This is a genomic window from Microbacterium sp. LWH11-1.2, from assembly GCF_038397745.1.
Classification (GTDB): Bacteria; Actinomycetota; Actinomycetes; order Actinomycetales; family Microbacteriaceae; genus Microbacterium.
Genome location: NZ_CP151636.1, coordinates 1,996,901 through 2,015,376 on the forward strand (window position 1 = coordinate 1,996,901; position 18,476 = coordinate 2,015,376).

Below are 18,476 nucleotides of genomic sequence, written 5' to 3' on the forward strand. Positions count from 1 at the left end.
TGGCTGTCGAGACTGGAGCCATGAACAGCACAGAACTCCTCCCCGAAGGAATCATCGCCGCTGCTGACATCCGTATCGGCACCGGTCGCAGCCGCCGGTTCGTCGGCGCCGAGCACGGCGCAGCCGTCTCGTACTTCTATGTCGAGAATCAGCCGGGCGAGGGCCCGGGCCTGCACTGGCATCCCTATCCTGAGACCTGGGTCGTGCTCGAGGGCACCGCTCGCATCACCGTCGGCGACGACACCTTCGTCGCGGGCGCCGGAGACACCGCCACCGGTCCCGCGTTCACACCGCACTGCTTCACGAACGTCGGGGACGGCGTCCTGAAGATCATCGGCATCCACGCATCCGCCACCATCATCCAGACGTTCCTCGACGAGGACTGACACCAGGAGCCCCCATGTCCTTCCAGGCATACCTCGACAAGGTCGAGACCCAGACCGGCCTCACCCCGCGGCAGTTCATCGCTCTCGCGAAGGAGCAGGGCTTCGACGAGACCACCAAGTCCACCGTCGTCCTGAACTGGCTCAAAGAGGAGTACAGCCTCGGGCACGGACACGCGCAGGCGATGGTCCACGTGATCCTCAAGGGGCCGAAGATCAGCGACAAGCACGTCGGCAAGGGCGGCGCGCACGGAGACAAGTCCGACACGCTCTGGCTCGACGGCAAGGACAGCAACCCGAATCCCTGACGCTTCGACGGGCTCAGCGACCCAGCGATGCTTCGACAGGCTCAGCGACCCAGCGGCTCAGCGACCCCGCGACGCTTCGACGGGCTCAGCGACCCAGCGACGCTTCGACCCAGCGGCTCACCGACCCAGCGACGCTTCGACCCAGCGGCTCAGCGACCCAGCGAGTGGGTCCCTGAGCTGGTCGAAGGGCCCGCATCGGTGCGGCCAGTAGGATTCCCTGCGTGGCAGCATCCTCACAGCGCAAGAAGAAGAGCACGGGCGCGAAGCGCACCCCGGCCCGCACGAGCGGCAACCCGGCGAAGCGCAGCGGCAACCCCGCGAAGCGCCCGGTGATCGAAGCGGGCCCCGTCACGGCGTCCGACTGGATCGGCGCTGCGCGCCTGCGGACCCTGCCGCTCGCGGTGGCTCCCGTGGTCATCGGCACCGGAGCCGCGCGCAGCACCGGACCGGAGTTCCACTGGGTCATCGCGCTCGCCTGCCTCGCCGTCGCCGTGCTGCTGCAGATCGGCGTGAACTTCACGAACGACTACAGCGACGGCATCCGCGGCACCGATGCGCACCGGGTCGGACCCGCGCGTCTCACCGCCTCGGGCCGGGTGAAGCCGCGCACCGTGCTCATCATCGGACTGATCTTCTTCGCCCTCGCCGCCGCCGTCGGCGTCGCGATCGTGGTGCGGACGGGACAGTGGTGGATGCTCGCCATCGGCGCTGCCTGCATCGTCGCCGCCTGGTTCTACACCGGCGGCAAGCGCCCGTACGGGTACTACGGCCTCGGCGAGGTGTTCGTCTTCGTCTTCTTCGGGCTCGTCGCCACGCTCGGCACCACCTGGGTGCAGATCTTCGACCTGCCGCAGCAGGCGTGGCTCGGGGCGATCGCGGCCGGCCTTTTCGCGTGCGCGGTGCTGCTCGCCAACAACCTCCGCGACATCGATCAGGACCGCGAGGTCGGCAAGCGCACCCTGACGGTGCTGATCGGCCGTCGCGCGACCCAGGTGCTGTTCACGCTCTTCGTGCTCGCGCCGTTCGGAATCGCGGTGTTCCTCGCTCTGCTGTTCCCGATCGCCTGGATCGCGCTGCTCGCGCTGCTGGCGGGACTCCCGGCCATCCTGATCGTGTGGACCTATCGTCAGCCGCGCGAGCTGGTGGTCGCCCTCGCGCTCACCTCGCTCACCGCGCTGCTGTATGCGGGCGCGCTGTTCTGGGCGTTCGTCGGCTGACGACGGCATCCGCCACTCGCCGAACCGGCCCCTGGGAAACGAACCCGCCCCTTGAGAGCGGATTCACGGGGCCCGTTCGCGCAGAGAGGGGTGGCTCGGCGGGCTCACGAAGAGGCCCAGAGCGAGCGAGCTTCAGGCCCTCGAGTCTCCGTCGATCGCCTCGTCCTCGGCTTCGGCGTCCGCGTCGGTCCGGGCGCCCGAGGTGCGGCTCTCGCGACGCTCGAGCAGGCGAGCGGAGGCATCGGTCAGGGGGGCGCGCAGGAACAGCATCGAGATGCTCACGCCGATGAGGGCCGAGAAGATCGCGGCGAGCCACCAGAACTCGCGGAAGATCGGGAAGAAGAACCAGAGGATCGCGAGCGGGACGAGGAACGCCAGCAGCCGCAGCACGGTGTAGACGAGGAAAGGGGCGGTCTTCTTCACCCCGTCAGTCTACGTTCGCGCCCTATGAGCTCCCCGACCGCTCAGCCGTCGATGCCGAGGCCGGCGAACGGGATGCCGCGCACCACGCGTCGCCACGGATGCTCGCCGAGCGACCAGAGGAGCCTCTCGTCCGGATCGAGCGCGAGGTCCTCGCAGCCGACAGGCAGGGAGACCGGGTCTCGCTCGAGTCGGTCGCGCGTGCCGCGCCAGAGGATGCCGGGGCGCAGCCGGTCCGACTGCGAGACGAAGTAGCGGTCTCCCCAGCGGACGGCGCCCTGCATCGAGCGGATGCCGGGGGCGAAGCGCTCCGCCTCCTCGAATCGGTCGTCGTCGCCATCCGGGATGTCGAACTCGCCGATCCGGCCGCTGCCGTCGGTGCGGTACTCGCCGATGAGCACGCGGCGCAGCGGTTCGCCGTCGGCGTCGAAAACGCGGCCGAGGTAGGAGCACCGCAGATCCACCGGGTGCACCCTGGTCCGCACCGCGACCAGCGCGGTCGCTCGCCAGCCGCGGCCGCGGGCTCCGGCCAGTCGCCGGGCGAGGGAGCCGCGCACGCGGCGGATGTCGGAGAGGTCGAACTCCCAGATGCCGCGACCGGTCGCCGCCACGAACAGGCGATCGTCGAACCAGGCGAGCCCGCCGGCGTGGATCTGCGCCGGCAGGAGCTCGCCGTCGTCGTCATCCACCGCGAGCAGCACGTCGAGGTGCCGTGACCGCTCCAGATCGACGAAGGCGACCCGGGAGGCGAGGTGATTCCTGGCACGGTCCTGGCGGAACCAGCTCACGGCGAGGGTGCGCCGCCCGCGCCAGAGGCCGAGATCGATGCCCTGCGGGTACCAGCGCTGAGTCCAGGACCGGGCGCTGAGCCACCGCAGATCCACGGTGTCGCGCCGCTTCTGGCGCACGGGGCGCCAGGTCGATCCGAAGGGCCAGAGCATGCCGTCCATCGTCGCCGATCGGAGACCGCGGCGCGAACTCGCCCGCGCGTGGCGCGGGGAGACCGCGCAGGACACCGCGCGTTCACCTGCGCGTCCCCGGTCGGCAACGAACGCCTGACACCATGCCTGACACCGCTCACCACCGGGAGATCCGTGCGCACACCCCTCGTCACCGTCATCCTGCCTGCCAAGGACGCCGGCGAGTACATCGGGACGACGCTCGAGACGCTCACCCGCCAGTTCGCCGACCCGTCTGCGCTCAAGCTCGTCGCGATCGACGACGGATCCCGCGATGACACGGGGTCGATCATGCAGCGCTACGCGGAGCGCTTCGGGCGGGCCGAGCTCGTGCGCAATCCGCGGCCACGCGGGCTGGCGAGTGCGCGCAACCAGGGGCTGGCGCATGTCGAGGGAGAGGCCTTCTGCTTCCTCGACGGTGACGACTGGATGCAGCCGCGGCGCCTCGAGGTGCTCGCTTCGCGGCTCGGCGAACTCGGCTGCGACTTCCTCCGCACCGACCACGTCACGGTGACCGCGGGCCGTCGCGCCCTGGTGCGCGCGCCGCATCCCTGGCGCGAGCAGGTCACACCGGCGCGGGAGGCGATCCTCCCCGAGAACGAGTCCACGATGGTCGACTACCCCTTCGCGTGGGCGGGCCTCTTCCACCGTCGGATCATCGACCGCGGCCTGGCCGCCTTCCCGCCCGGCCTGTTCACGGCGGAGGACCGTCCGTGGATCTGGCGACTGCACCTGCGGGCCGACAGCTTCGCCGTCGTCGACGCGCCCGCGCTGCTCTACCGGCGCGGTGTCACGACCTCGCTGACGCAGGTGCGGGATCGACGCCAGCTCGACTTCGCGAAGGCGATGCACCAGGTGCTCGACACCGTCGACACCGACCCTGAGGCCGACCGCTTCCGCGCGAAGGCCGTGTGGACCGCGCTCGCGCTGAGCTCCCACCACCTCGTGCGTTCCCGGAGGATGCGACCGGCGCTGCGTGCCGAGATGCGCGCCGGCATCCGCGACGTGCTGGCGAGGCTCCCCGATGCCGAGGTCGCCGCTGTGCTCGGACGCTTCGACGGCCCGCGTCGGCGCGTGCTCGCACGGGTGCTCCGGCAGGCGGGGAGGGCGTCGTGACCCAGCTCTTCGCCCTGCACAGCGCCTACGGACTCGCGACGGCGTCCGCGGCGATCGATGCCGGGCTGCTCGACACGACGACGCCCGAGCATGTCGACCGCCTCCTCGTCCCGTTCACCTCGTCGCGCGTCCCGGAGACCACCGTGGGCATCGCTGTCGACCCGGCGCTGCGCTCCCTACGGGAGCGGTTCGGTCGCATCGAGGAGCTCGAGGGGATCCTCGGGCCGCTGCATCCGAGCTCGTGGGAACCGTCCGACGGCGACCTGCCCATCCTCGAGCGCCTCCTCACCCGCGTCTGGTCGCTGGATCCGCACGATCTGGAGCTGTTCGTGCAGAGTCCGCAGGTCGCACCGGCGCGCACGCTGATGTCGCTGTTCCCGCACGCCCGCATCACCGTGATCGGCGACGGCCTGATGACCTACTCGCCGATGCGGGTGCGCCTGCCGCACACGGTCGCCGCCCGCATCGGACGCGTCGTGCACGCCGACGTCGTGCCCGGTGTGCGCCCGCTCGTCGGATCGCCGCACGCCGAGATCGTGCCGGTGCCTCCCGCGGTCTTCGCCGCCGCGCTCAGAGAGACGGATGCCGCGGAGACGGAAGCCCTGTTCGACGAGGAGCTCCCCACCGTGCTCGTGCTCGGGCAGTACCTCTCGGCCCTCGGGCTGATGAGCCCTGCCGAGGAGATCGCCCTCCAGGAGCAGATGATCGACCGCGCCGCACGGTGGTCGCCACGGCGCATCGTCTTCAAGCCGCATCCGTCGGCTCCTCCGCTGCTGACCGACGCGGTGCGGGCGCGGGCGACGGCGCAGGGTGCGGCCTTCGAGGAGTATCGCGGCGGCCTCGCCGCCGAACTGCTGGCCGAGCGGCTCGACGCCGTGGCCGTGGTGGCGGGGTTCTCCACCGCGCTCCCGACCGTGCACGCGCTGTTCGGCCGGGCGATCGGTGCGGCCGGCGCCGACACGGTGCTCCGGCGGTTGACCCCATTCGAGAACAGCAACAGGATCCCGGCGACCATCGTCGACGCCCTCACCCGCGACCGCTCGCCGTACGCCGATCCCGCACGCCTGCAGCTGCTGGTCGACGCGGTCGGCTACGCGATGCAGCCGGAGCTCGCCGGGCACCTGCGACCCCGGGCCGAAGAGCTCCTCCGCGGGCTCGATGCGCGCGAGCGCGACCGGTACTTCGCGCCGGAGAGGCTCGCCGACCTGCGGCTGCCCGGGGCCCCGGCCGACGGCATCGTGCGACGGATGCTGCGCCCTGCCGGGGGAGTGGGCAGAGTCGAGGAGTGGCGGCTCACGGCCATCGGCGCTCGCCGCAGGGCCGGGCGGGCATGGCGGGCGATACGAGGGAGATGACGGTGGAGACGACGGTGGAGACGGTGCCGAGGACGGTGGCGATCATTCCGGCGCGCGGTGGATCGAAGCAGGTCCCGCGCAAGAATCTGCAGCGGGTCGGCGGTGTTCCCCTCGTCGAGCGCGCGGTGCGGGCGGCAGTGGCGGCGAGCATCGACCTGGTCGTGGTCTCGACGGACGACGAGGAGATCGCGGCGGTGGGCGCGGCGGCCGGCGCGCGCGTGATCCGGCGGCCGGCAGAGCTCTCCGGCGACACCGCCGCATCGGAGAGCGCGATCCTGCATGCGCTCGACGCACTCGAGGCCGACGGCGAGCGTTTCGACATCGTGGCCTTCCTGCAGGCGACGTCGCCCTTCATCCCGAGCGATGCCCTGTCCGCAGCGGTCGACGAGGTGCGCGCCGATCGCGCCGACAGCGTCTTCTCGGCGCACCAGACCTATGGGTTCCTGTGGCGGCGCGACGCCGAGGGCGCGGCGGTCGCGATCAACCACGACGCATCGCACCGGCCGCGGCGTCAGGACCGGGAGCCGCACCACCTCGAGACGGGCGCCTTCTACGTCTTCCGCGCCGAGGGGTTCCGTCAGAGCCGACACCGCTTCTTCGGGCGCACCCGCGTCGCCGAGGTGCCGGAGTGGACGGCGATCGAGATCGACGACGAGCACCAGCTGCGCATCGCGCGTGCGCTCGCCGCACTGCATGACACCGTCGGCCCGATCCCGGTGCGGGCCGTCGTCACCGATTTCGACGGCGTGCACACCGATGACACGGCGATCATCGACGCCGACGGCGGGGAGCGCGTGCGCGTCAGCCGTGAGGACGGCATGGGCGTGGCGCTGCTGCGCCGGGCGGGGGTGCCGATGCTGATCCTGTCGACCGAGGTCAATCCCGTCGTCCGCGCGCGCGCCGACAAGCTGCGCGTCCCGGTGCTGCACGGCATCGACGACAAGGAGGCCGCCCTGCGCGTCTGGGCGCACGACAACGATCTGCCCCTCGCCGACATCGCCTATCTCGGCAACGACGTCAACGACCTCCCCGCCCTGCGCATCGTCGGCTGGCCGATCGCGGTCGCGGATGCGCATCCGCTGGTCCTCGCGGAGGCCCGCGTCGTGCTGCGGCGTCGCGGCGGCGACGGTGCTGTTCGCGAGCTGGTCGAGCGGGTGTTGTCGAGCTGACCGCCGCCGGTAACCCTCCGGTCGCGCGGTGTTCACCCCCGCCGCGTACCCAGGAGGGAGGGGTCCGCGAGGGCCGTTCGACGACCGGAGGAATCATGACTGTCAGCATCGGCTCACGGGTGATCGGCGGCGGCCGTCCCGCCTACGTCATCGCCGAGATCGGCTTGAACCACAACGGAGACGTCGACATCGCGAAGCGGCTCATCGACGTCGCCGCGCGCGCCGGCGCCGACGCCGTGAAGTTCCAGAAGCGCACGCCGGAGATCTCGACCCCCGAGCACATGCGCGACGTCCCGCGCGAGACGCCGTGGGGGACCATGAGCTACCTCGACTACCGGCGCCGTGTGGAGTTCGGCCGCGACGAGTACGTCGAGATCGGCGACCACGCCACGATGCAGGGCCTCGACTGGTTCGCCTCGCCGTGGGATGTGCCGAGCGTCGCCTTCCTCGAAGAGCTCAACGTCGTCGCCCACAAGGTGGCATCGGCGAGCCTCACCGACACCGAGCTGCTGGTCGCCCTGCGCGAGACCGGCAAGCCCGTCATCCTCTCCACCGGGATGTCGACGATCGAGCAGATCGACCGGGCGCTCGACACGCTCGGCACGGATCGCGTCGTGCTGATGCACGCCACCTCGACCTATCCGCTCGAGCCGGAGGAGGCGAACCTGCGCGTGATCTCGACGCTCCGCGACCGCTACGCCGGCGTGCCGGTCGGCTACTCCGGCCACGAGCGCGGGCTGCAGATCTCCCTCGCGGCGGTCGCGCTCGGCGCGGTCGCGGTCGAGCGCCACATCACGCTCGACCGCACGATGTGGGGCTCCGACCACGCCGCCTCTCTCGAGCCCACCGGTCTCGAGCACCTCGTCCGCGACATCCGCGTGATCGAGAAGGCGCTCGGCGACGGCGTCAAGCGGGTGTTCGACAGCGAGCGCGCGCCGATGGCGAAGCTCCGCCGCATCCCCGCATGACGGATGCCGCGGGCATCCGCGTCATAGCGATCGCGGATGCCGACTCGTTCGTGAAGTGGTCGGCTGCCCTCCTCGGCGGCGTCCCGGGTCTCCGGCCGCATCTGCTCCTCGTGCGTACTCCGCTCACCGCGAGCGTCGAGCAGCAGCGCACGGCCCTCGCCGGCACCGGTCTTCGCCCCGAGGATGTCACGCGCGTGAGCTTCGCCGAGACGGCCGGATGGCTGGAAGGCCAGCGCCCCGATGTGGTGCTGCTGGCGGGTCGCGGACCGTTCGTCCGGCTCATGGGACGAGTGATCGACTCTCTGACGCACCGGCCGGTGACGATCTCGGGCCTCCCCGGCATGGCGATCCCCGCGCAGCGCGGAGCGCTGGACTACCGGCGGCACACGGATCTGCTGGTGGTCCACTCGCACCGGGAGGAGCGCGCCTTCGCGGAGCTCAGCCGTCACATCGGCGTCACGATGCCCACAGCGCTCGCGACCCTCCCCTTCGCGCGCCGACGCCAGCGGATGCTGCGCCCGGAGCGCGCTCGCGTCGAGGCGCTCGCCGCTCGTCCCGGTGGGGTCGCGGTCGCCGAGCGTCCGCCGCTGCCGGTCGCGGTGCGTCCGCCGGCGACCGACATCGTGTTCGCGGCCCAGGCGCTCGTGCCGGTCGCGCACGAGGAGCGCGTGGAGATCGCCGCGACTCTCGTGCGGGCGGCCGAGGCGGATCCCGGCCGTCGCGTCGTGGTGAAGCTGCGGTCGCGACCGGGGGAGGCCGAGACGCATCTCGAACGCGATCCCTACGTCGCCCTGCTTCCGCCCCGCCGACCCCGCAACCTCGTCTTCTCATACGACTCGATGGCGTCGGCACTGGAGAGCGCGGCGGGCCTTGTCACCGTGAGCTCGACCGCGGCCATCGAGGCGACCGCCCTCGGCATCCCGGTGATCGCGCTCGACTCCTTCGGCGTGAGCAAGAGCCTCCTGAACACGGTGTTCGTGGGCAGCGGCCTGCTCGGCGGGCGGAACGAGGTCGTAGCCGGTCGCTTCCGGCATCCGCACCCCGACTGGCTGCGCGACAACTACTTCCATCCCGAGGCGGAGTCGGACTGGTGGCAGCGGGTGCAGGAGCTCGTGGCGATGCGCCGGGCCGGCGCCCTTCCGCACCGTCGCGTCCCCGCAGCGCGAGGCGGTGCTCTGCACGACGCGTGGCATCGGGCGAGTGTGCTCGGGCGCGAGGACCGGTCGCTCCGGGGCGGGCTGGCGCTGACGGTCGGAGCACCGGCCACGCGCGCTCTGTCGGCGGTGCGCCGTCGTCGGGAGCCGTCGGACGGCGGCACCTGGGTCGACCCGTCGACCGACTTCACGCTCGAGCCGAACCCGTTCCACGACTCGATCCGGCGCTGAGCCCGCGGCGCGGACATCCGGGGCGGCATTCGACGAGCTGCCTCAGGCTCTTGACGGCTGTGCAGCGGCATCCGCTCTGCCAGGGGAAACACGGACGAAGTCTCGCGCGCACGGCGATTCGCCTGCGGACACGCCGTGAGCGGGCCGTGGCATCCGGGATTCCCGACGCCACGGCCCGCTCGGCTGTGCTTCGAATGCTGTGCACTCAGCTGCTGCGCTTGATCGCGCGGACCCCGACCACGAGTCCGACGATCGCGACCGCGAGCGCGGACACCCAGCCCCAGAGCACGGTGATGTCGCCGAGGTCGCCCGCGAACAGGGCGCGTTCGGCCTGCACGACCCAGTTGATCGGGTTGACCGAGGCCACGGCCCGCATCCAGCCCGGAGCGTCGTCGAGCGGCAGCAGCATGCCCGACAGGATCAGCAGCGGGAAGATGAGCGACTGCTGCACGCCCCAGAACAGCCACTCGCGGTCCTTCGTGGCGAGGGCCAGCGAGTAGGAGAGCGACCCGAGCCCCACGCCGAAGACGGCGAGCAGCGCCAGTCCGATGAGCAGGCCCGGGATGTCGGCGGCGAACCCGAACGGCCACGCGATCAGGACGATCACCAGCGCCTGCACGACGATCGGTGCGATCTCCTTGAGTGCGCGCCCGACCAGCAGCGAGGAGCGGGCGAGCGGGGCGACGAGCGTGCGCTCGTGCGAGCCGGTCATCATCTCGTACTGCAGATTCGATCCGGTGGCTCCGGTACCGAAGAGCACGATCATGACGAGTACCCCCGGCACGAACCAGGCGAGCGTCTCGCCGGCCGGACGCCCGGAGTCGCCGATCAGCAGCGGCGCGAACAGCCCCAGGAAGATCAGTGGCTGCAGCAGGCTGAAGATCAGCGTGAAGGGATCGCGGAGCACGGGCTTGAGCTCGCGGGTGAGCACGTTCCTCGTGTCGCGCGCGAGGTTGGGGCGCACGAGCGTGTCGATGGCGGTCATGAGAGGACTCCTGTCTTGCTGGTCTCGGAAGCGGTGTCTGCCGCGTCGGAATCGGATGCCTCGTTCTCGGCATCCGTCCCTTCCCCGGCCTCACGGAGGGTGCGGCCGGTGAGCGCGAGGAACACGTCGTCGAGTGTCGGCGGCACGCCCGTCGCCCGAGTGACGGAGATGCCCGCGGCATCCAACTCGCGGACGATCACGGGCAGCAGCCGGTCGCCGTCCGGCACGGCAAGTGACACGGCGTCGCCGTCGAGCGCGACCTTCGCGGTGCTGAGGCGGGCGACCACGGGGTGCGCGCTCGCCGCCGTCGCGGCATCCGCGAAGCCGAAGGTGAGCACGTCGCCGGCGAGCGTCGCCTTGAGGGCCGTCGCGCTGTCGTCGGCGATGATGCGGCCCTTGTCCATGACCATGACGCGCTCCGCGTAGCGGTCGGCCTCCTCGAGGTAGTGCGTGGTGAGGAAGACGGTCGTGCCGTGCTGGGTGCGGAGATCGAGGATGTGCTCCCAGAGGTTCGCCCTGCTCTGGGGGTCGAGTCCGGTGGAGGGCTCGTCGAGGAAGATCAGCGGCGGGGCGTGCATCAGGCCGAGGGCGATGTCGAGCCGGCGCTTCTGCCCGCCGCTGAGCTGCTGCACGCTCCGCGTCGCGAACGAGGAGAGGTCGAGCGACTCGATCAACTCATCGGCCCGACGGATGCTGTCGCGCTTCGACATGCCGTAGAACGAGCCCTGACTGAGCAGCTCGTCGCGCACGCGCTGCGAGAAGCTGCCGCTCGTGAGCTGTCCGACGTAGCCGATGCGGGCGCGGACGCCGGCGGCATCCGTCCTGATGTCGTGCCCGACCACCCGCGCGGTGCCGGCGGTCGGAGGGATGAGCGTCGTCAGCATCCGGAGGCTGGTGGACTTGCCGGCGCCGTTCGGGCCGAGGAACGCGACGAGCTCGCCGCGGGCGGCTGTGAAGGAGAGGTCGGTGACGGCTTCGACCTTCTTCTTCTTGACGGTGAAGACCTTGGTGAGGCCCTCGGTTTCGATGATGGATTCGTTCGTCATGCTTCGAAGCTAGAAGGCAACCAGGACAGATCCTGTCCGCGATTTCTGGCAATCTGTGAGACATGTCCGACACCACCTCTCGAGCCCTCGCCCTGCTCAACCTGCTGCAGACGCATCGGCACTGGCCGGGAACCGAACTCGCGACGCGGCTCGGCGTCACCGAGCGCACCGTGCGCCGTGACGTCGACCGCCTGCGCGAGCTCGGCTACCGGGTCGAATCCACGCCCGGAGCCGCAGGAGGCTATCGCCTCGAGGCAGGGAGCGCCGTGCCGCCGCTGCTGCTCACCGACGACGAGGCCGTCACGATGGCCATCGGGCTGCGGGTCGCGGCCACGCAGCAGCTCGTCGGCGGACCGGAGGTCACGCTCACCGCGCTCGCCAAGCTCGAGCAGGTGCTGCCGCAGGCGCTGCGTCGACGCGTGAACGCGCTCGCGGCCTCGGTGCAGACCCCGCGCATCGGCGACGGTCCCGTGGTCTCGCCCGTGGTGCTCGGTGAGATCGCCCTCGCCACCCGCGACACCGAGCGGCTGCGCCTGCGGTACGTCGACGCGGCCGGTGCGGAGAGCATCCGCCGCGTCGAGCCCCACGCGCTGGCACCCGCCGGGCGCAAGTGGTTCCTGCTGTGCTGGGATCTCGATCGAGACGACTGGCGCACGTTCCGCGTCGACCGGATCGAATCGGTCGAGCACACCCGCGTCCTGTTCCCACGCCGGGAGATCACCGAGGCGGAGATCGAGGAGCGGGTGCTCATCGCGTCGTCGTGGTCGCCGCAGAAGGTCGAGGGGGATGCCGTGATGGAACTGCCGCTCGCCGAGATGCAGGACCGCTTCGGGCCCTGGTGGCAGGGCGCGACGGCCGAGGGGGATACGCACACCCGGTGGCCGATCGGCGGGTCGGACTGGCGCGAGGCGATGTACGCGTTCCTCTGGATCCCCGAGGGCGTCGAGTACGCGATCACCTTCCCCGATCAGGATCGCGCCGAGCTGCGCGAGGCGGTGGAGCGTCTGCTGCGGGCGATCGACCGGCCGACGCCGGCGACGCGGGCGTGACAGCGGTGCCGTTCAGGTGAGACTCGGCGGATTCGCGTCGTCCCAGCGCTGGAAGGTCTGCACCCACCAGAACCACGCGAAGAGACTGAGGGCGGCGGCCTCGCCGAGGAGCACGATCGGGAACGCGCCGAGCTGCTCGCGGAAGACGAAGGCGGCGAGGAGCAGCAGCAGATCCGCGATCATGAGTCCTGCCACCCAGCGATAGACGGACCTCTGCCGCGCGGTCGGCGGCGTCTCCATCTCGTCGACGGGCCCGCGCGAGTGCAGGATCGGCACGGCGGCGAAGATCCCGAAGAAGATCAGCGTCACGGCGAAGTGGATGCTGGGCGGATACGGCCAGAAGTTGAACGGGAAGTCGGCGTTCAGCCCAGGGAGGAAGGTGAGGCCGGCCATCACGACCGCCGTGACGACGGCGATGACGGAGACGAGGGCGGAACCCGGCGTCGTGATTCCCCGTCTCGCGCGGATCACGGCCAGCGCGATGACGACGACGATCACGACGACGGCATAGGCGGCGACACCCGCGCGGACATCGTCGAGGTACGCGGCGGGGACGCATTCCTCCGTGCCGGGGCAGGCGAGCCCGTCGATCGGCTGCTCGGGGTCGATGCCCGTCGGGACGAGCGCGATGAGCGGCGCGAAGAGGGCGGCGATGTCGAGCAGGATCGTCGCCCGGTTGCGTCCGGACAGTGCGAGGAGTGCGAGAGCGGCGGCGATCAGAGCCCCGACGAACACGTTGCGCGCCGGGGTGTAGAAGTAGTGGCTGATCGAGGGGAGTGGCTCCCAGCCGAAGGCGAGCGGATCCCACGACACGACGACCGTCTCGATCGCCACGCTCACCAGGAGAGCGAAGACCACGAAGACGAGCGACAGCCGCAGGTAGCGATGCGTCTTCTGCGCGGTGGTCGCGGAGTCGAGCGCAGGGGCCATGCCCGTGACGGTACACCCGACCGCCGACGGCGAACCCGCACGACTCCGGACGATCGGAGGAGTCATCGGAAGACTCATCGGGTTATCTCAGGCAACGATCCTGGCCAAGAAGGTCACGGCCCGGTAACGTCGTCTCCATCGCGGCGATCCGGGCGGTCCCGGGCCTCAGCTCATATCTGACGGCGTTGCGGGTTCGACTCCCGCCGTCGCGTCCACGTCAGAAGGGCCGCGATCTCCCTCCCCGGAGATCGCGGCCCTTCTCGTTCGCGAGTGACCGGCGCCTCAGCGCGGCACGGCCATGGTGATCACCCAGAAGAGGGTCGTGAGGGCGCAGATCGCGAGACTGATGTACGCGAGCACGAGCGCGGTCTGCACCTTCCGCCGTCCCGGCGCGGACATCCGGGATGCCTTGAGCCAGGAGTGCCCGTTGATCAGTGCGGCGATCCCCAGCGGCGCGGCCAGGAAGAGCATGAACAGACCCCAGACCGGGATGGGGACGGACAGCGCGAAGAAGAGACTGGCGATGGCCAGGCCGAGCGAGCGCGTGGCCGGCCTGTCGCTGGGCAGGATGCTCGCTTCGGAAGCGGTCGCGCTCCGCGGGGCGGGGCGGGAGGTGTCGGTCATGTGGGCTCCGTTTCGGTCGATTGCAGTGATCCCGGCCAGGGCGGATACGGCTTCATCCGGTTCGCGTCCGGCATCGGCGTGGACGGGGCGGTGCTCCCTCCGGCCACCTCCGCCAGCTGCTCGTCGGTGAGCTCCCCGGAGACCGAGGTCGGCTTCTCCTCGTTGTGATCGTCCACCGTTCCATCCCTTCGACAGACGCCGCCGGGCTGGCGCTGCGGTCTGTCAGTCCATCGTGTGACGGCACAGCACGGCGTCACCATGGACGCAGGTCGCCCCTTCGTCACGGTGCGTCCTCTCGGCGGGAGGGGAGACCGGTGCGCGATCACGGAGAGGGGATTCAGGTCCATGGTCGTGCGGGCGCCCAGCGGGGATCGTTGAGGTCATCGAGCGGGGGCTCTCCGCGTTCGAACATCCGATGCACGTGAACGAGAGGTTCTCATGTCCGAACAGAACGACTACGCCAAGATCATCGCCAAGGCCTGGGCCGACGACGACTTCCGTGCCCGACTCCTCGCCGACCCGGGTGCCACGCTCCTCGCCGAGGGCGTCGAGCTGCCGGCAGGCAAGCGTGTCGTCGTCAACGAAGACACCGCTGACGTGATCAACATCTCCCTGCCTGCTCGTCCGAGCGAACTCTCGGACGAGGCGCTCGATTCGGTCGCGGGCGGGTTCTACTACCCGCAGCTGTCGCGTCCCGAGGACTACGGGAAGCTGGGCAAGAAGTAGTCGGCTCACCGCGCTGACGAGATCGCCGTGCCGTGCTGTGCCTCGAGGCCGCACCGCACGGCGATCATCGTCCTCTCCCGCTCCCGACGTCGAACGGACTTCTCCGATGACCATCTCCGCTGCCGCGACATCCACGGCGCGCGTCACACCGCCTGAGGGGGCTCCGTGGGCGCTCGATCCCCGGGTCGTGGTCCGTGGACTCGACGGGGCCGGTGTCGTCGTGCTGCAGGGGGAGGACTCCTCGCTGCTGCGCGGCGCCGTGCTCGATGCGGTCCTCGGGCTGGTCGACGGCACCCGCACATCCGACGGGATCGTGGCCGCGCTCGCCGGCGCCCATGCGGCCGAACGCGTGCTCTTCGCGATCCACCAGCTGCACCGGCGCGGAGTGATCGCGCCGCACACCGACCACGCCGGCGACCGGGAGCGGGCGTTCTGGGCCGGACTCGGCGCCGACGATCGCAGCCTTTCGCTCCAGACCGTCGCCGTCTTCGCGACGGCCGGGGTGCCCGACGACATCCTCGAGGTCATCGCGGTGGCACTGCGAGACGACGCCGCCGTCGTGCACGTGTCGCGGGATGCGTCGTCGTTCCTCGCCGTCTCCGCCGATCTGCGCCTGGTCCTCGCCGACGACTACACCGACCAGGCGCTCGAGCAGATCAACCGGTCGAGCCTCGCGAGCGGCGTGCCGTGGGTGCTCGTGCGCCCCGATGCGCACGACGTCTGGATGGGTCCGCTCTTCCGACCGGGTGAGACGGCGTGCTGGGAGTGCCTGATGAACAGGCGCCGCACGCGACGAAGGATCCATGCCGCGCTCGGCGCGGACGACGGCAGCCCGCTCACGGTGCCGATGCTCTCCACCGAACGGTCGGCAGGGCTCGTCGGGCGGCTCGTCGCTCTCGAGGTCGCGAAGGTGCTGCGCGGCATCGCTCCCCTCGAGATCGCGGATGCGCCATCCGGATCGTCGTACATCGCCCGCCTGGCGGTCGCCGACTGGACCACCTCGCCCCACGTGGTCGTGCGCCGACCGCAGTGCCCCGCGTGCGGCGATCCGACACCGCCGCCGACCTCGCGGGTGCAGCCGAGTCCCGAGAGGGCGAGGCTCGAGGTCGGCGGCGGGCTGCGCACCGCGACACCCGAGGAGACGTTCCGCCGATTCCGACATCACATCAGCGCCCTCTCCGGCGCCGTCGCCGAAATCGAGGAGCAGGCGACCCGGTACGACGGCGTGCACGTCTGGTCCGCCGGATCCAACCTCGGCCTCGAGCCCGAAGACCTCCTGACCCTCGATCTGACGGTGCGCGCGCGCTCGGCGGGCAAGGGCGCGACACGGGAGCAGGCGCGCACCGGCGCGCTCGCCGAGGCGCTCGAGAGGTACTCCTCGATGCGTCAGGGGGAGGAGCACACGGTGCGGGGGAGTCTCCGCAGGCTCGGAGATCGAGCCCTGCACCCCAACCGCGTCATGCTCTTCAGCGAGGATCAGCTCGACGGGGCGGGGACGACGGATGCCGGGGCGGGGTGGTTCAACCGCGTGCCCGCCCGCTTCGATGAGGACGCGGTGATCGACTGGACGCCGGTCTGGTCGCTGAGCGACGACCGCGAGGTGCTGCTGCCCACCGCGCTCTGCTACTACGGCACCCCGGGAGCGCGCGAGATGGGCATCTCGTCGAACTCGAACGGATGCGCCGCAGGGAACACGCTCACCGAGGCGATCCTGCAGGGGTTCTTCGAGCTCGTGGAACGCGATGGAGTCGCGATGTGGTGGTACAACCGCGTCCGCCGACCCGCCGTCGATCTCGGGAGCTTCGGGGATCCGTGGATCGACGGCGTGGTGCGCGAGTACGCCGGAAAGGGACGCGAGATCTGGGCCATCGACGTCACGACGGATCTCGGCATCCCGACCTTCGCAGCGATCTCGCGCCGCACCGCCGGCTCACCGGAGGCGCTGCTCATGGGGTTCGGCGCCCATCTCGATCCGCTGGTCGCGATCACGCGGGCGCTCGGTGAGATCGGGCAGATGTCGACGACCGACGAGCACCTCGAGGATGCCGCCTTCCTGGATGCCGATGAGGAGCTCGTCGCGTGGCTGCGGACGGCGACCATCGAGGATCAGCCGCACTTCGTGCCGGACCCGGGCGCGCCGCCCTGGCGGCTCGTGGACCATCCGAGTCTGATGGGCCCCGATCTCGCGGAGGACGTGCGCCTCTGCCGCGAGCGGGTCGAGCGCGCCGGGCTCTCGCTGCTCGTGCTCGATCAGACCCGACCCGACATCGGACTCCCGGTCGCGCGCGTGATCGTGCCGGGACTGCGGCCCTTCTGGTCGCGTCTCGCCGAGGGGCGGCTCTACGACGTTCCCGTCCAGCTGGGCTGGCTCGACCGGCCGAGGACCCCCGCCGAGCTCAACCCGATCCCCTTCTTCCTGTGAACGCGCGGGCGCTTCTCGCTGTGCGCGGCGAGGTGGTCGAGGTTCCGGCTGCGCACGGATCGGCATCCGTCCTCCGAGGATCGCGGTCCGCCCTCGCCGTGCCGCGGTCGGGGACGCCGGAACGCCGCGCATTCGATCGCCTCCGGGCAGGCCCGGCCGATGCGGCCGCGCTCGACGCCGTGGCGGAGGCCGGTGACCCGCTCGGACGGGCGCGGTGGCTGCTGTGGAGCCGACGGGCGATCGCTCAGGGGCTGATCGAGTTCCGCCACCTCGCCGCCGACGGGTCGCTCCTCGCGGTGTTCGTGCCGGTACACGCCGACGCTCCTGATCTCGCCCGCGAACCGCCGGCTCCCTGGGCGCGAGTGCGTCTGTCGCGTTTCGCCCACCTGGCTCGCCGGGGTGACGCTCTCGTGCTGGAATCGCCGATCGCGTCGATGCGCGTCGAGCTCTCGGCCGCGGCGGGGGCGACGGTCCTGTCCTTCGCCCACAGCCCGGTCGCGCGAGGCGATGACGATCCCCGGCTCGTGGCCGACCTGTGCGCCGCAGGCCTCCTCGTCGAGGTCGATCAGGACGGTACCGCGCGAGAGGATCGCGATCCCGCTATCGCGCCATGGGAGCCGCACGACCTGCAGCTGCACGCGCGCTCGAGAGGCGGCAGGGGGGACCATGCTCGCGGGGGCACCTTCCGCTTCGCGGAGCGGCGTCCGGCGCCGGCCGCCCTGCGGCATGCTGCGGGGCGGACGGGGATCGCCCTGCCCCGCCCCGATCTGGAGCGGCTCCTGGTCGATGACGTGCCGCTCGCGCGAGCCATGGAGGAGCGCGTATCCCGACGAGAGCTCGCACCGCTCGATCTCGCGCGACTGGGCGAGTTCCTCTTCCGCACGGTCCGGGTGCGCCGCGAGCTCGCCGCCGGAGCGGGTGCGCACGGATACCCGCGACTGGATCGCCCGCACGCCGCGGCGGGCGGGATCAGCGAGCTCATCACGTACCTCGCGATCTCGGCCTGCGACGGGGTCGGCGGCGGTCTCTACCGCTACGATCCGATCGGGCATCGGCTGGAGCTCGTGGCTCCCGACGGCCCCCTCGTCTCCCATCTCCTCGAGGAGGCCCGCCGCGCATCCGGCGCCGTCGCTGTCCCGCCCGTGCTCGTGATCCTCGCCGCTGACTTCGCCCGACTGTCGTGGAAGTACGAGAGCATCGCGTATGCGCTCCTCCTGAAGGACGTCGGCGTCGTCTACCAGACCATGCAGCTCGCGGCCACCGCGATGGGCCTCGGCAGCTGCCCGCTCGGCGGAGGCGACAGCGAGGCGTTCTCCCGCGCCGCCGGCACCGATCCGCTCGCGGAGACATCGGTCGGCGAGTTGATGCTCGGATCGTGAGCACCCAGGGGACCTGGGTCTATGGCTCCCGAACG

General features: G+C 71.0%; 19 protein-coding genes and 1 pseudogene. 13 read left to right on the forward strand and 7 right to left on the reverse strand.

The window, feature by feature from the left end; translation table 11 throughout:
• Nucleotides 1–20: 20 nt before the first annotated feature.
• The 3 genes from MRBLWH11_RS09570 to MRBLWH11_RS09580 all read left to right on the forward strand — a co-directional run bounded on the left by MRBLWH11_RS09570 (nucleotide 21) and on the right by MRBLWH11_RS09580 (nucleotide 1,908).
• Nucleotides 21–386 carry a cupin domain-containing protein gene (locus tag MRBLWH11_RS09570; protein WP_116635625.1) on the forward strand — a complete coding sequence of 122 codons (366 nt, stop codon included), beginning with the start codon at nucleotides 21–23 and terminating at the stop codon, nucleotides 384–386.
• 14 nt (nucleotides 387–400) lie between these two features.
• The gene (locus MRBLWH11_RS09575; protein ID WP_116635626.1) at nucleotides 401–691 is read left to right on the forward strand and encodes a DUF4287 domain-containing protein; all 291 of its coding nucleotides are present in this window, start codon (nucleotides 401–403) and stop codon (nucleotides 689–691) included.
• A 221-nt stretch (nucleotides 692–912) separates the two neighbouring features.
• Nucleotides 913–1,908, forward strand: a complete 996-nt coding sequence (locus MRBLWH11_RS09580; protein WP_116635627.1) for a 1,4-dihydroxy-2-naphthoate polyprenyltransferase — start codon at nucleotides 913–915, stop codon at nucleotides 1,906–1,908.
• A gap of 132 nt (nucleotides 1,909–2,040) precedes the next feature.
• On the opposite strand, the gene MRBLWH11_RS09585 is transcribed toward MRBLWH11_RS09580, so the two are convergent.
• Nucleotides 2,041–2,331, reverse strand: coding sequence for a DUF4229 domain-containing protein (locus MRBLWH11_RS09585; RefSeq protein ID WP_116635628.1), 291 nt, complete (start codon nucleotides 2,329–2,331; stop codon nucleotides 2,041–2,043).
• A 41-nt stretch (nucleotides 2,332–2,372) separates the two neighbouring features.
• Nucleotides 2,373–3,269, reverse strand: a complete 897-nt coding sequence (locus tag MRBLWH11_RS09590; RefSeq protein WP_341947712.1) for a hypothetical protein — start codon at nucleotides 3,267–3,269, stop codon at nucleotides 2,373–2,375.
• A gap of 153 nt (nucleotides 3,270–3,422) precedes the next feature.
• Between MRBLWH11_RS09590 and MRBLWH11_RS09595 the strand changes: the two genes are divergently transcribed.
• From MRBLWH11_RS09595 to MRBLWH11_RS09615, 5 genes are all read left to right on the forward strand, one after another.
• The gene (locus MRBLWH11_RS09595; RefSeq protein WP_341947713.1) at nucleotides 3,423–4,403 is read left to right on the forward strand and encodes a glycosyltransferase family 2 protein; all 981 of its coding nucleotides are present in this window, start codon (nucleotides 3,423–3,425) and stop codon (nucleotides 4,401–4,403) included.
• Nucleotides 4,400–5,758: a polysialyltransferase family glycosyltransferase gene (locus MRBLWH11_RS09600; RefSeq protein ID WP_341947714.1), complete on the forward strand. Its 1,359-nt coding sequence runs from the start codon at nucleotides 4,400–4,402 to the stop codon at nucleotides 5,756–5,758. Before MRBLWH11_RS09595 ends, MRBLWH11_RS09600 begins: the two co-directional genes overlap by 4 nt.
• Entirely contained in the window at nucleotides 5,755–6,927 is a 1,173-nt protein-coding gene (locus tag MRBLWH11_RS09605; RefSeq protein ID WP_341947715.1) for an acylneuraminate cytidylyltransferase, read from the forward strand. Before MRBLWH11_RS09600 ends, MRBLWH11_RS09605 begins: the two co-directional genes overlap by 4 nt.
• 95 nt (nucleotides 6,928–7,022) lie before the next feature.
• Nucleotides 7,023–7,895 carry an N-acetylneuraminate synthase family protein gene (locus MRBLWH11_RS09610; protein ID WP_116635633.1) on the forward strand — a complete coding sequence of 291 codons (873 nt, stop codon included), beginning with the start codon at nucleotides 7,023–7,025 and terminating at the stop codon, nucleotides 7,893–7,895.
• Complete coding sequence (locus MRBLWH11_RS09615) at nucleotides 7,892–9,280, forward strand: DUF6716 putative glycosyltransferase (RefSeq protein WP_341947716.1); 1,389 nt, start codon at nucleotides 7,892–7,894, stop codon at nucleotides 9,278–9,280. Before MRBLWH11_RS09610 ends, MRBLWH11_RS09615 begins: the two co-directional genes overlap by 4 nt.
• A gap of 205 nt (nucleotides 9,281–9,485) precedes the next feature.
• On the opposite strand, the gene MRBLWH11_RS09620 is transcribed toward MRBLWH11_RS09615, so the two are convergent.
• Complete coding sequence (locus tag MRBLWH11_RS09620; protein ID WP_341947717.1) at nucleotides 9,486–10,265, reverse strand: ABC transporter permease; 780 nt, start codon at nucleotides 10,263–10,265, stop codon at nucleotides 9,486–9,488.
• Complete coding sequence (locus MRBLWH11_RS09625) at nucleotides 10,262–11,311, reverse strand: ATP-binding cassette domain-containing protein (RefSeq protein ID WP_341947719.1); 1,050 nt, start codon at nucleotides 11,309–11,311, stop codon at nucleotides 10,262–10,264. The genes MRBLWH11_RS09620 and MRBLWH11_RS09625 overlap by 4 nt, the downstream gene beginning before the upstream one ends.
• A gap of 62 nt (nucleotides 11,312–11,373) precedes the next feature.
• On the opposite strand from MRBLWH11_RS09625, the gene MRBLWH11_RS09630 reads away from it, so the two are divergent.
• Nucleotides 11,374–12,360 carry a WYL domain-containing protein gene (locus MRBLWH11_RS09630; protein ID WP_341947720.1) on the forward strand — a complete coding sequence of 329 codons (987 nt, stop codon included), beginning with the start codon at nucleotides 11,374–11,376 and terminating at the stop codon, nucleotides 12,358–12,360.
• A gap of 12 nt (nucleotides 12,361–12,372) precedes the next feature.
• Here the strand turns inward: MRBLWH11_RS09630 and MRBLWH11_RS09635 are convergent, their stop codons facing one another.
• On the reverse strand, nucleotides 12,373–13,290 hold the full coding sequence (locus MRBLWH11_RS09635) for a hypothetical protein (protein WP_341947721.1): 918 nt from the start codon (nucleotides 13,288–13,290) through the stop codon (nucleotides 12,373–12,375).
• 139 nt (nucleotides 13,291–13,429) lie between these two features.
• Between MRBLWH11_RS09635 and MRBLWH11_RS09640 the strand changes: the two are divergent.
• Nucleotides 13,430–13,505, forward strand: a pseudogene (locus MRBLWH11_RS09640).
• A gap of 67 nt (nucleotides 13,506–13,572) precedes the next feature.
• On the opposite strand, the gene MRBLWH11_RS09645 reads toward MRBLWH11_RS09640, so the two are convergent.
• Both MRBLWH11_RS09645 and MRBLWH11_RS09650 read right to left on the reverse strand, forming a co-directional pair.
• A complete protein-coding gene (locus MRBLWH11_RS09645; protein WP_341947723.1) occupies nucleotides 13,573–13,914 on the reverse strand; it encodes a hypothetical protein in 342 nt (113 codons plus the stop codon).
• Nucleotides 13,911–14,090 carry a hypothetical protein gene (locus tag MRBLWH11_RS09650; RefSeq protein ID WP_341947724.1) on the reverse strand — a complete coding sequence of 60 codons (180 nt, stop codon included), beginning with the start codon at nucleotides 14,088–14,090 and terminating at the stop codon, nucleotides 13,911–13,913. Before MRBLWH11_RS09650 ends, MRBLWH11_RS09645 begins: the two co-directional genes overlap by 4 nt.
• Nucleotides 14,091–14,352: 262 nt before the next feature.
• Between MRBLWH11_RS09650 and MRBLWH11_RS09655 the strand changes: the two genes are divergently transcribed.
• From MRBLWH11_RS09655 to MRBLWH11_RS09665, 3 genes are all read left to right on the forward strand, one after another.
• Nucleotides 14,353–14,640 (forward strand): NHLP leader peptide family RiPP precursor, encoded by a 288-nt coding sequence (locus MRBLWH11_RS09655; protein ID WP_116635641.1) that lies wholly within the window; start codon nucleotides 14,353–14,355, stop codon nucleotides 14,638–14,640.
• A 106-nt stretch (nucleotides 14,641–14,746) separates the two neighbouring features.
• A complete protein-coding gene (locus tag MRBLWH11_RS09660) occupies nucleotides 14,747–17,062 on the forward strand; it encodes a TOMM precursor leader peptide-binding protein (RefSeq protein WP_341947725.1) in 2,316 nt (771 codons plus the stop codon).
• Nucleotides 17,059–18,441, forward strand: a complete 1,383-nt coding sequence (locus tag MRBLWH11_RS09665; protein WP_341947726.1) for a SagB family peptide dehydrogenase — start codon at nucleotides 17,059–17,061, stop codon at nucleotides 18,439–18,441. The genes MRBLWH11_RS09660 and MRBLWH11_RS09665 overlap by 4 nt, the downstream gene beginning before the upstream one ends.
• Nucleotides 18,442–18,476 lie beyond the last annotated feature (35 nt).

Excerpts from the sequence above, each read along its gene's own strand:
- MRBLWH11_RS09625 (WP_341947719.1), bottom strand. The coding sequence starts at position 11,311 with ATGACGAACGAATCCATCATCGAAACCGAGGGCCTCACCAAGGTCTTC.
- MRBLWH11_RS09610 (WP_116635633.1), top strand. The coding sequence starts at position 7,023 with ATGACTGTCAGCATCGGCTCACGGGTGATCGGCGGCGGCCGTCCCGCC.
- MRBLWH11_RS09635 (WP_341947721.1), bottom strand. The coding sequence starts at position 13,290 with ATGGCCCCTGCGCTCGACTCCGCGACCACCGCGCAGAAGACGCATCGC.
- MRBLWH11_RS09615 (WP_341947716.1), top strand. The coding sequence starts at position 7,892 with ATGACGGATGCCGCGGGCATCCGCGTCATAGCGATCGCGGATGCCGAC.
- MRBLWH11_RS09605 (WP_341947715.1), top strand. The coding sequence starts at position 5,755 with ATGACGGTGGAGACGACGGTGGAGACGGTGCCGAGGACGGTGGCGATC.
- MRBLWH11_RS09655 (WP_116635641.1), top strand. The coding sequence starts at position 14,353 with ATGTCCGAACAGAACGACTACGCCAAGATCATCGCCAAGGCCTGGGCC.
- MRBLWH11_RS09620 (WP_341947717.1), bottom strand. The coding sequence starts at position 10,265 with ATGACCGCCATCGACACGCTCGTGCGCCCCAACCTCGCGCGCGACACG.
- MRBLWH11_RS09570 (WP_116635625.1), top strand. The coding sequence starts at position 21 with ATGAACAGCACAGAACTCCTCCCCGAAGGAATCATCGCCGCTGCTGAC.
- MRBLWH11_RS09645 (WP_341947723.1), bottom strand. The coding sequence starts at position 13,914 with ATGACCGACACCTCCCGCCCCGCCCCGCGGAGCGCGACCGCTTCCGAA.
- MRBLWH11_RS09630 (WP_341947720.1), top strand. The coding sequence starts at position 11,374 with ATGTCCGACACCACCTCTCGAGCCCTCGCCCTGCTCAACCTGCTGCAG.
- MRBLWH11_RS09590 (WP_341947712.1), bottom strand. The coding sequence starts at position 3,269 with ATGCTCTGGCCCTTCGGATCGACCTGGCGCCCCGTGCGCCAGAAGCGG.
- MRBLWH11_RS09660 (WP_341947725.1), top strand. The coding sequence starts at position 14,747 with ATGACCATCTCCGCTGCCGCGACATCCACGGCGCGCGTCACACCGCCT.
- MRBLWH11_RS09575 (WP_116635626.1), top strand. The coding sequence starts at position 401 with ATGTCCTTCCAGGCATACCTCGACAAGGTCGAGACCCAGACCGGCCTC.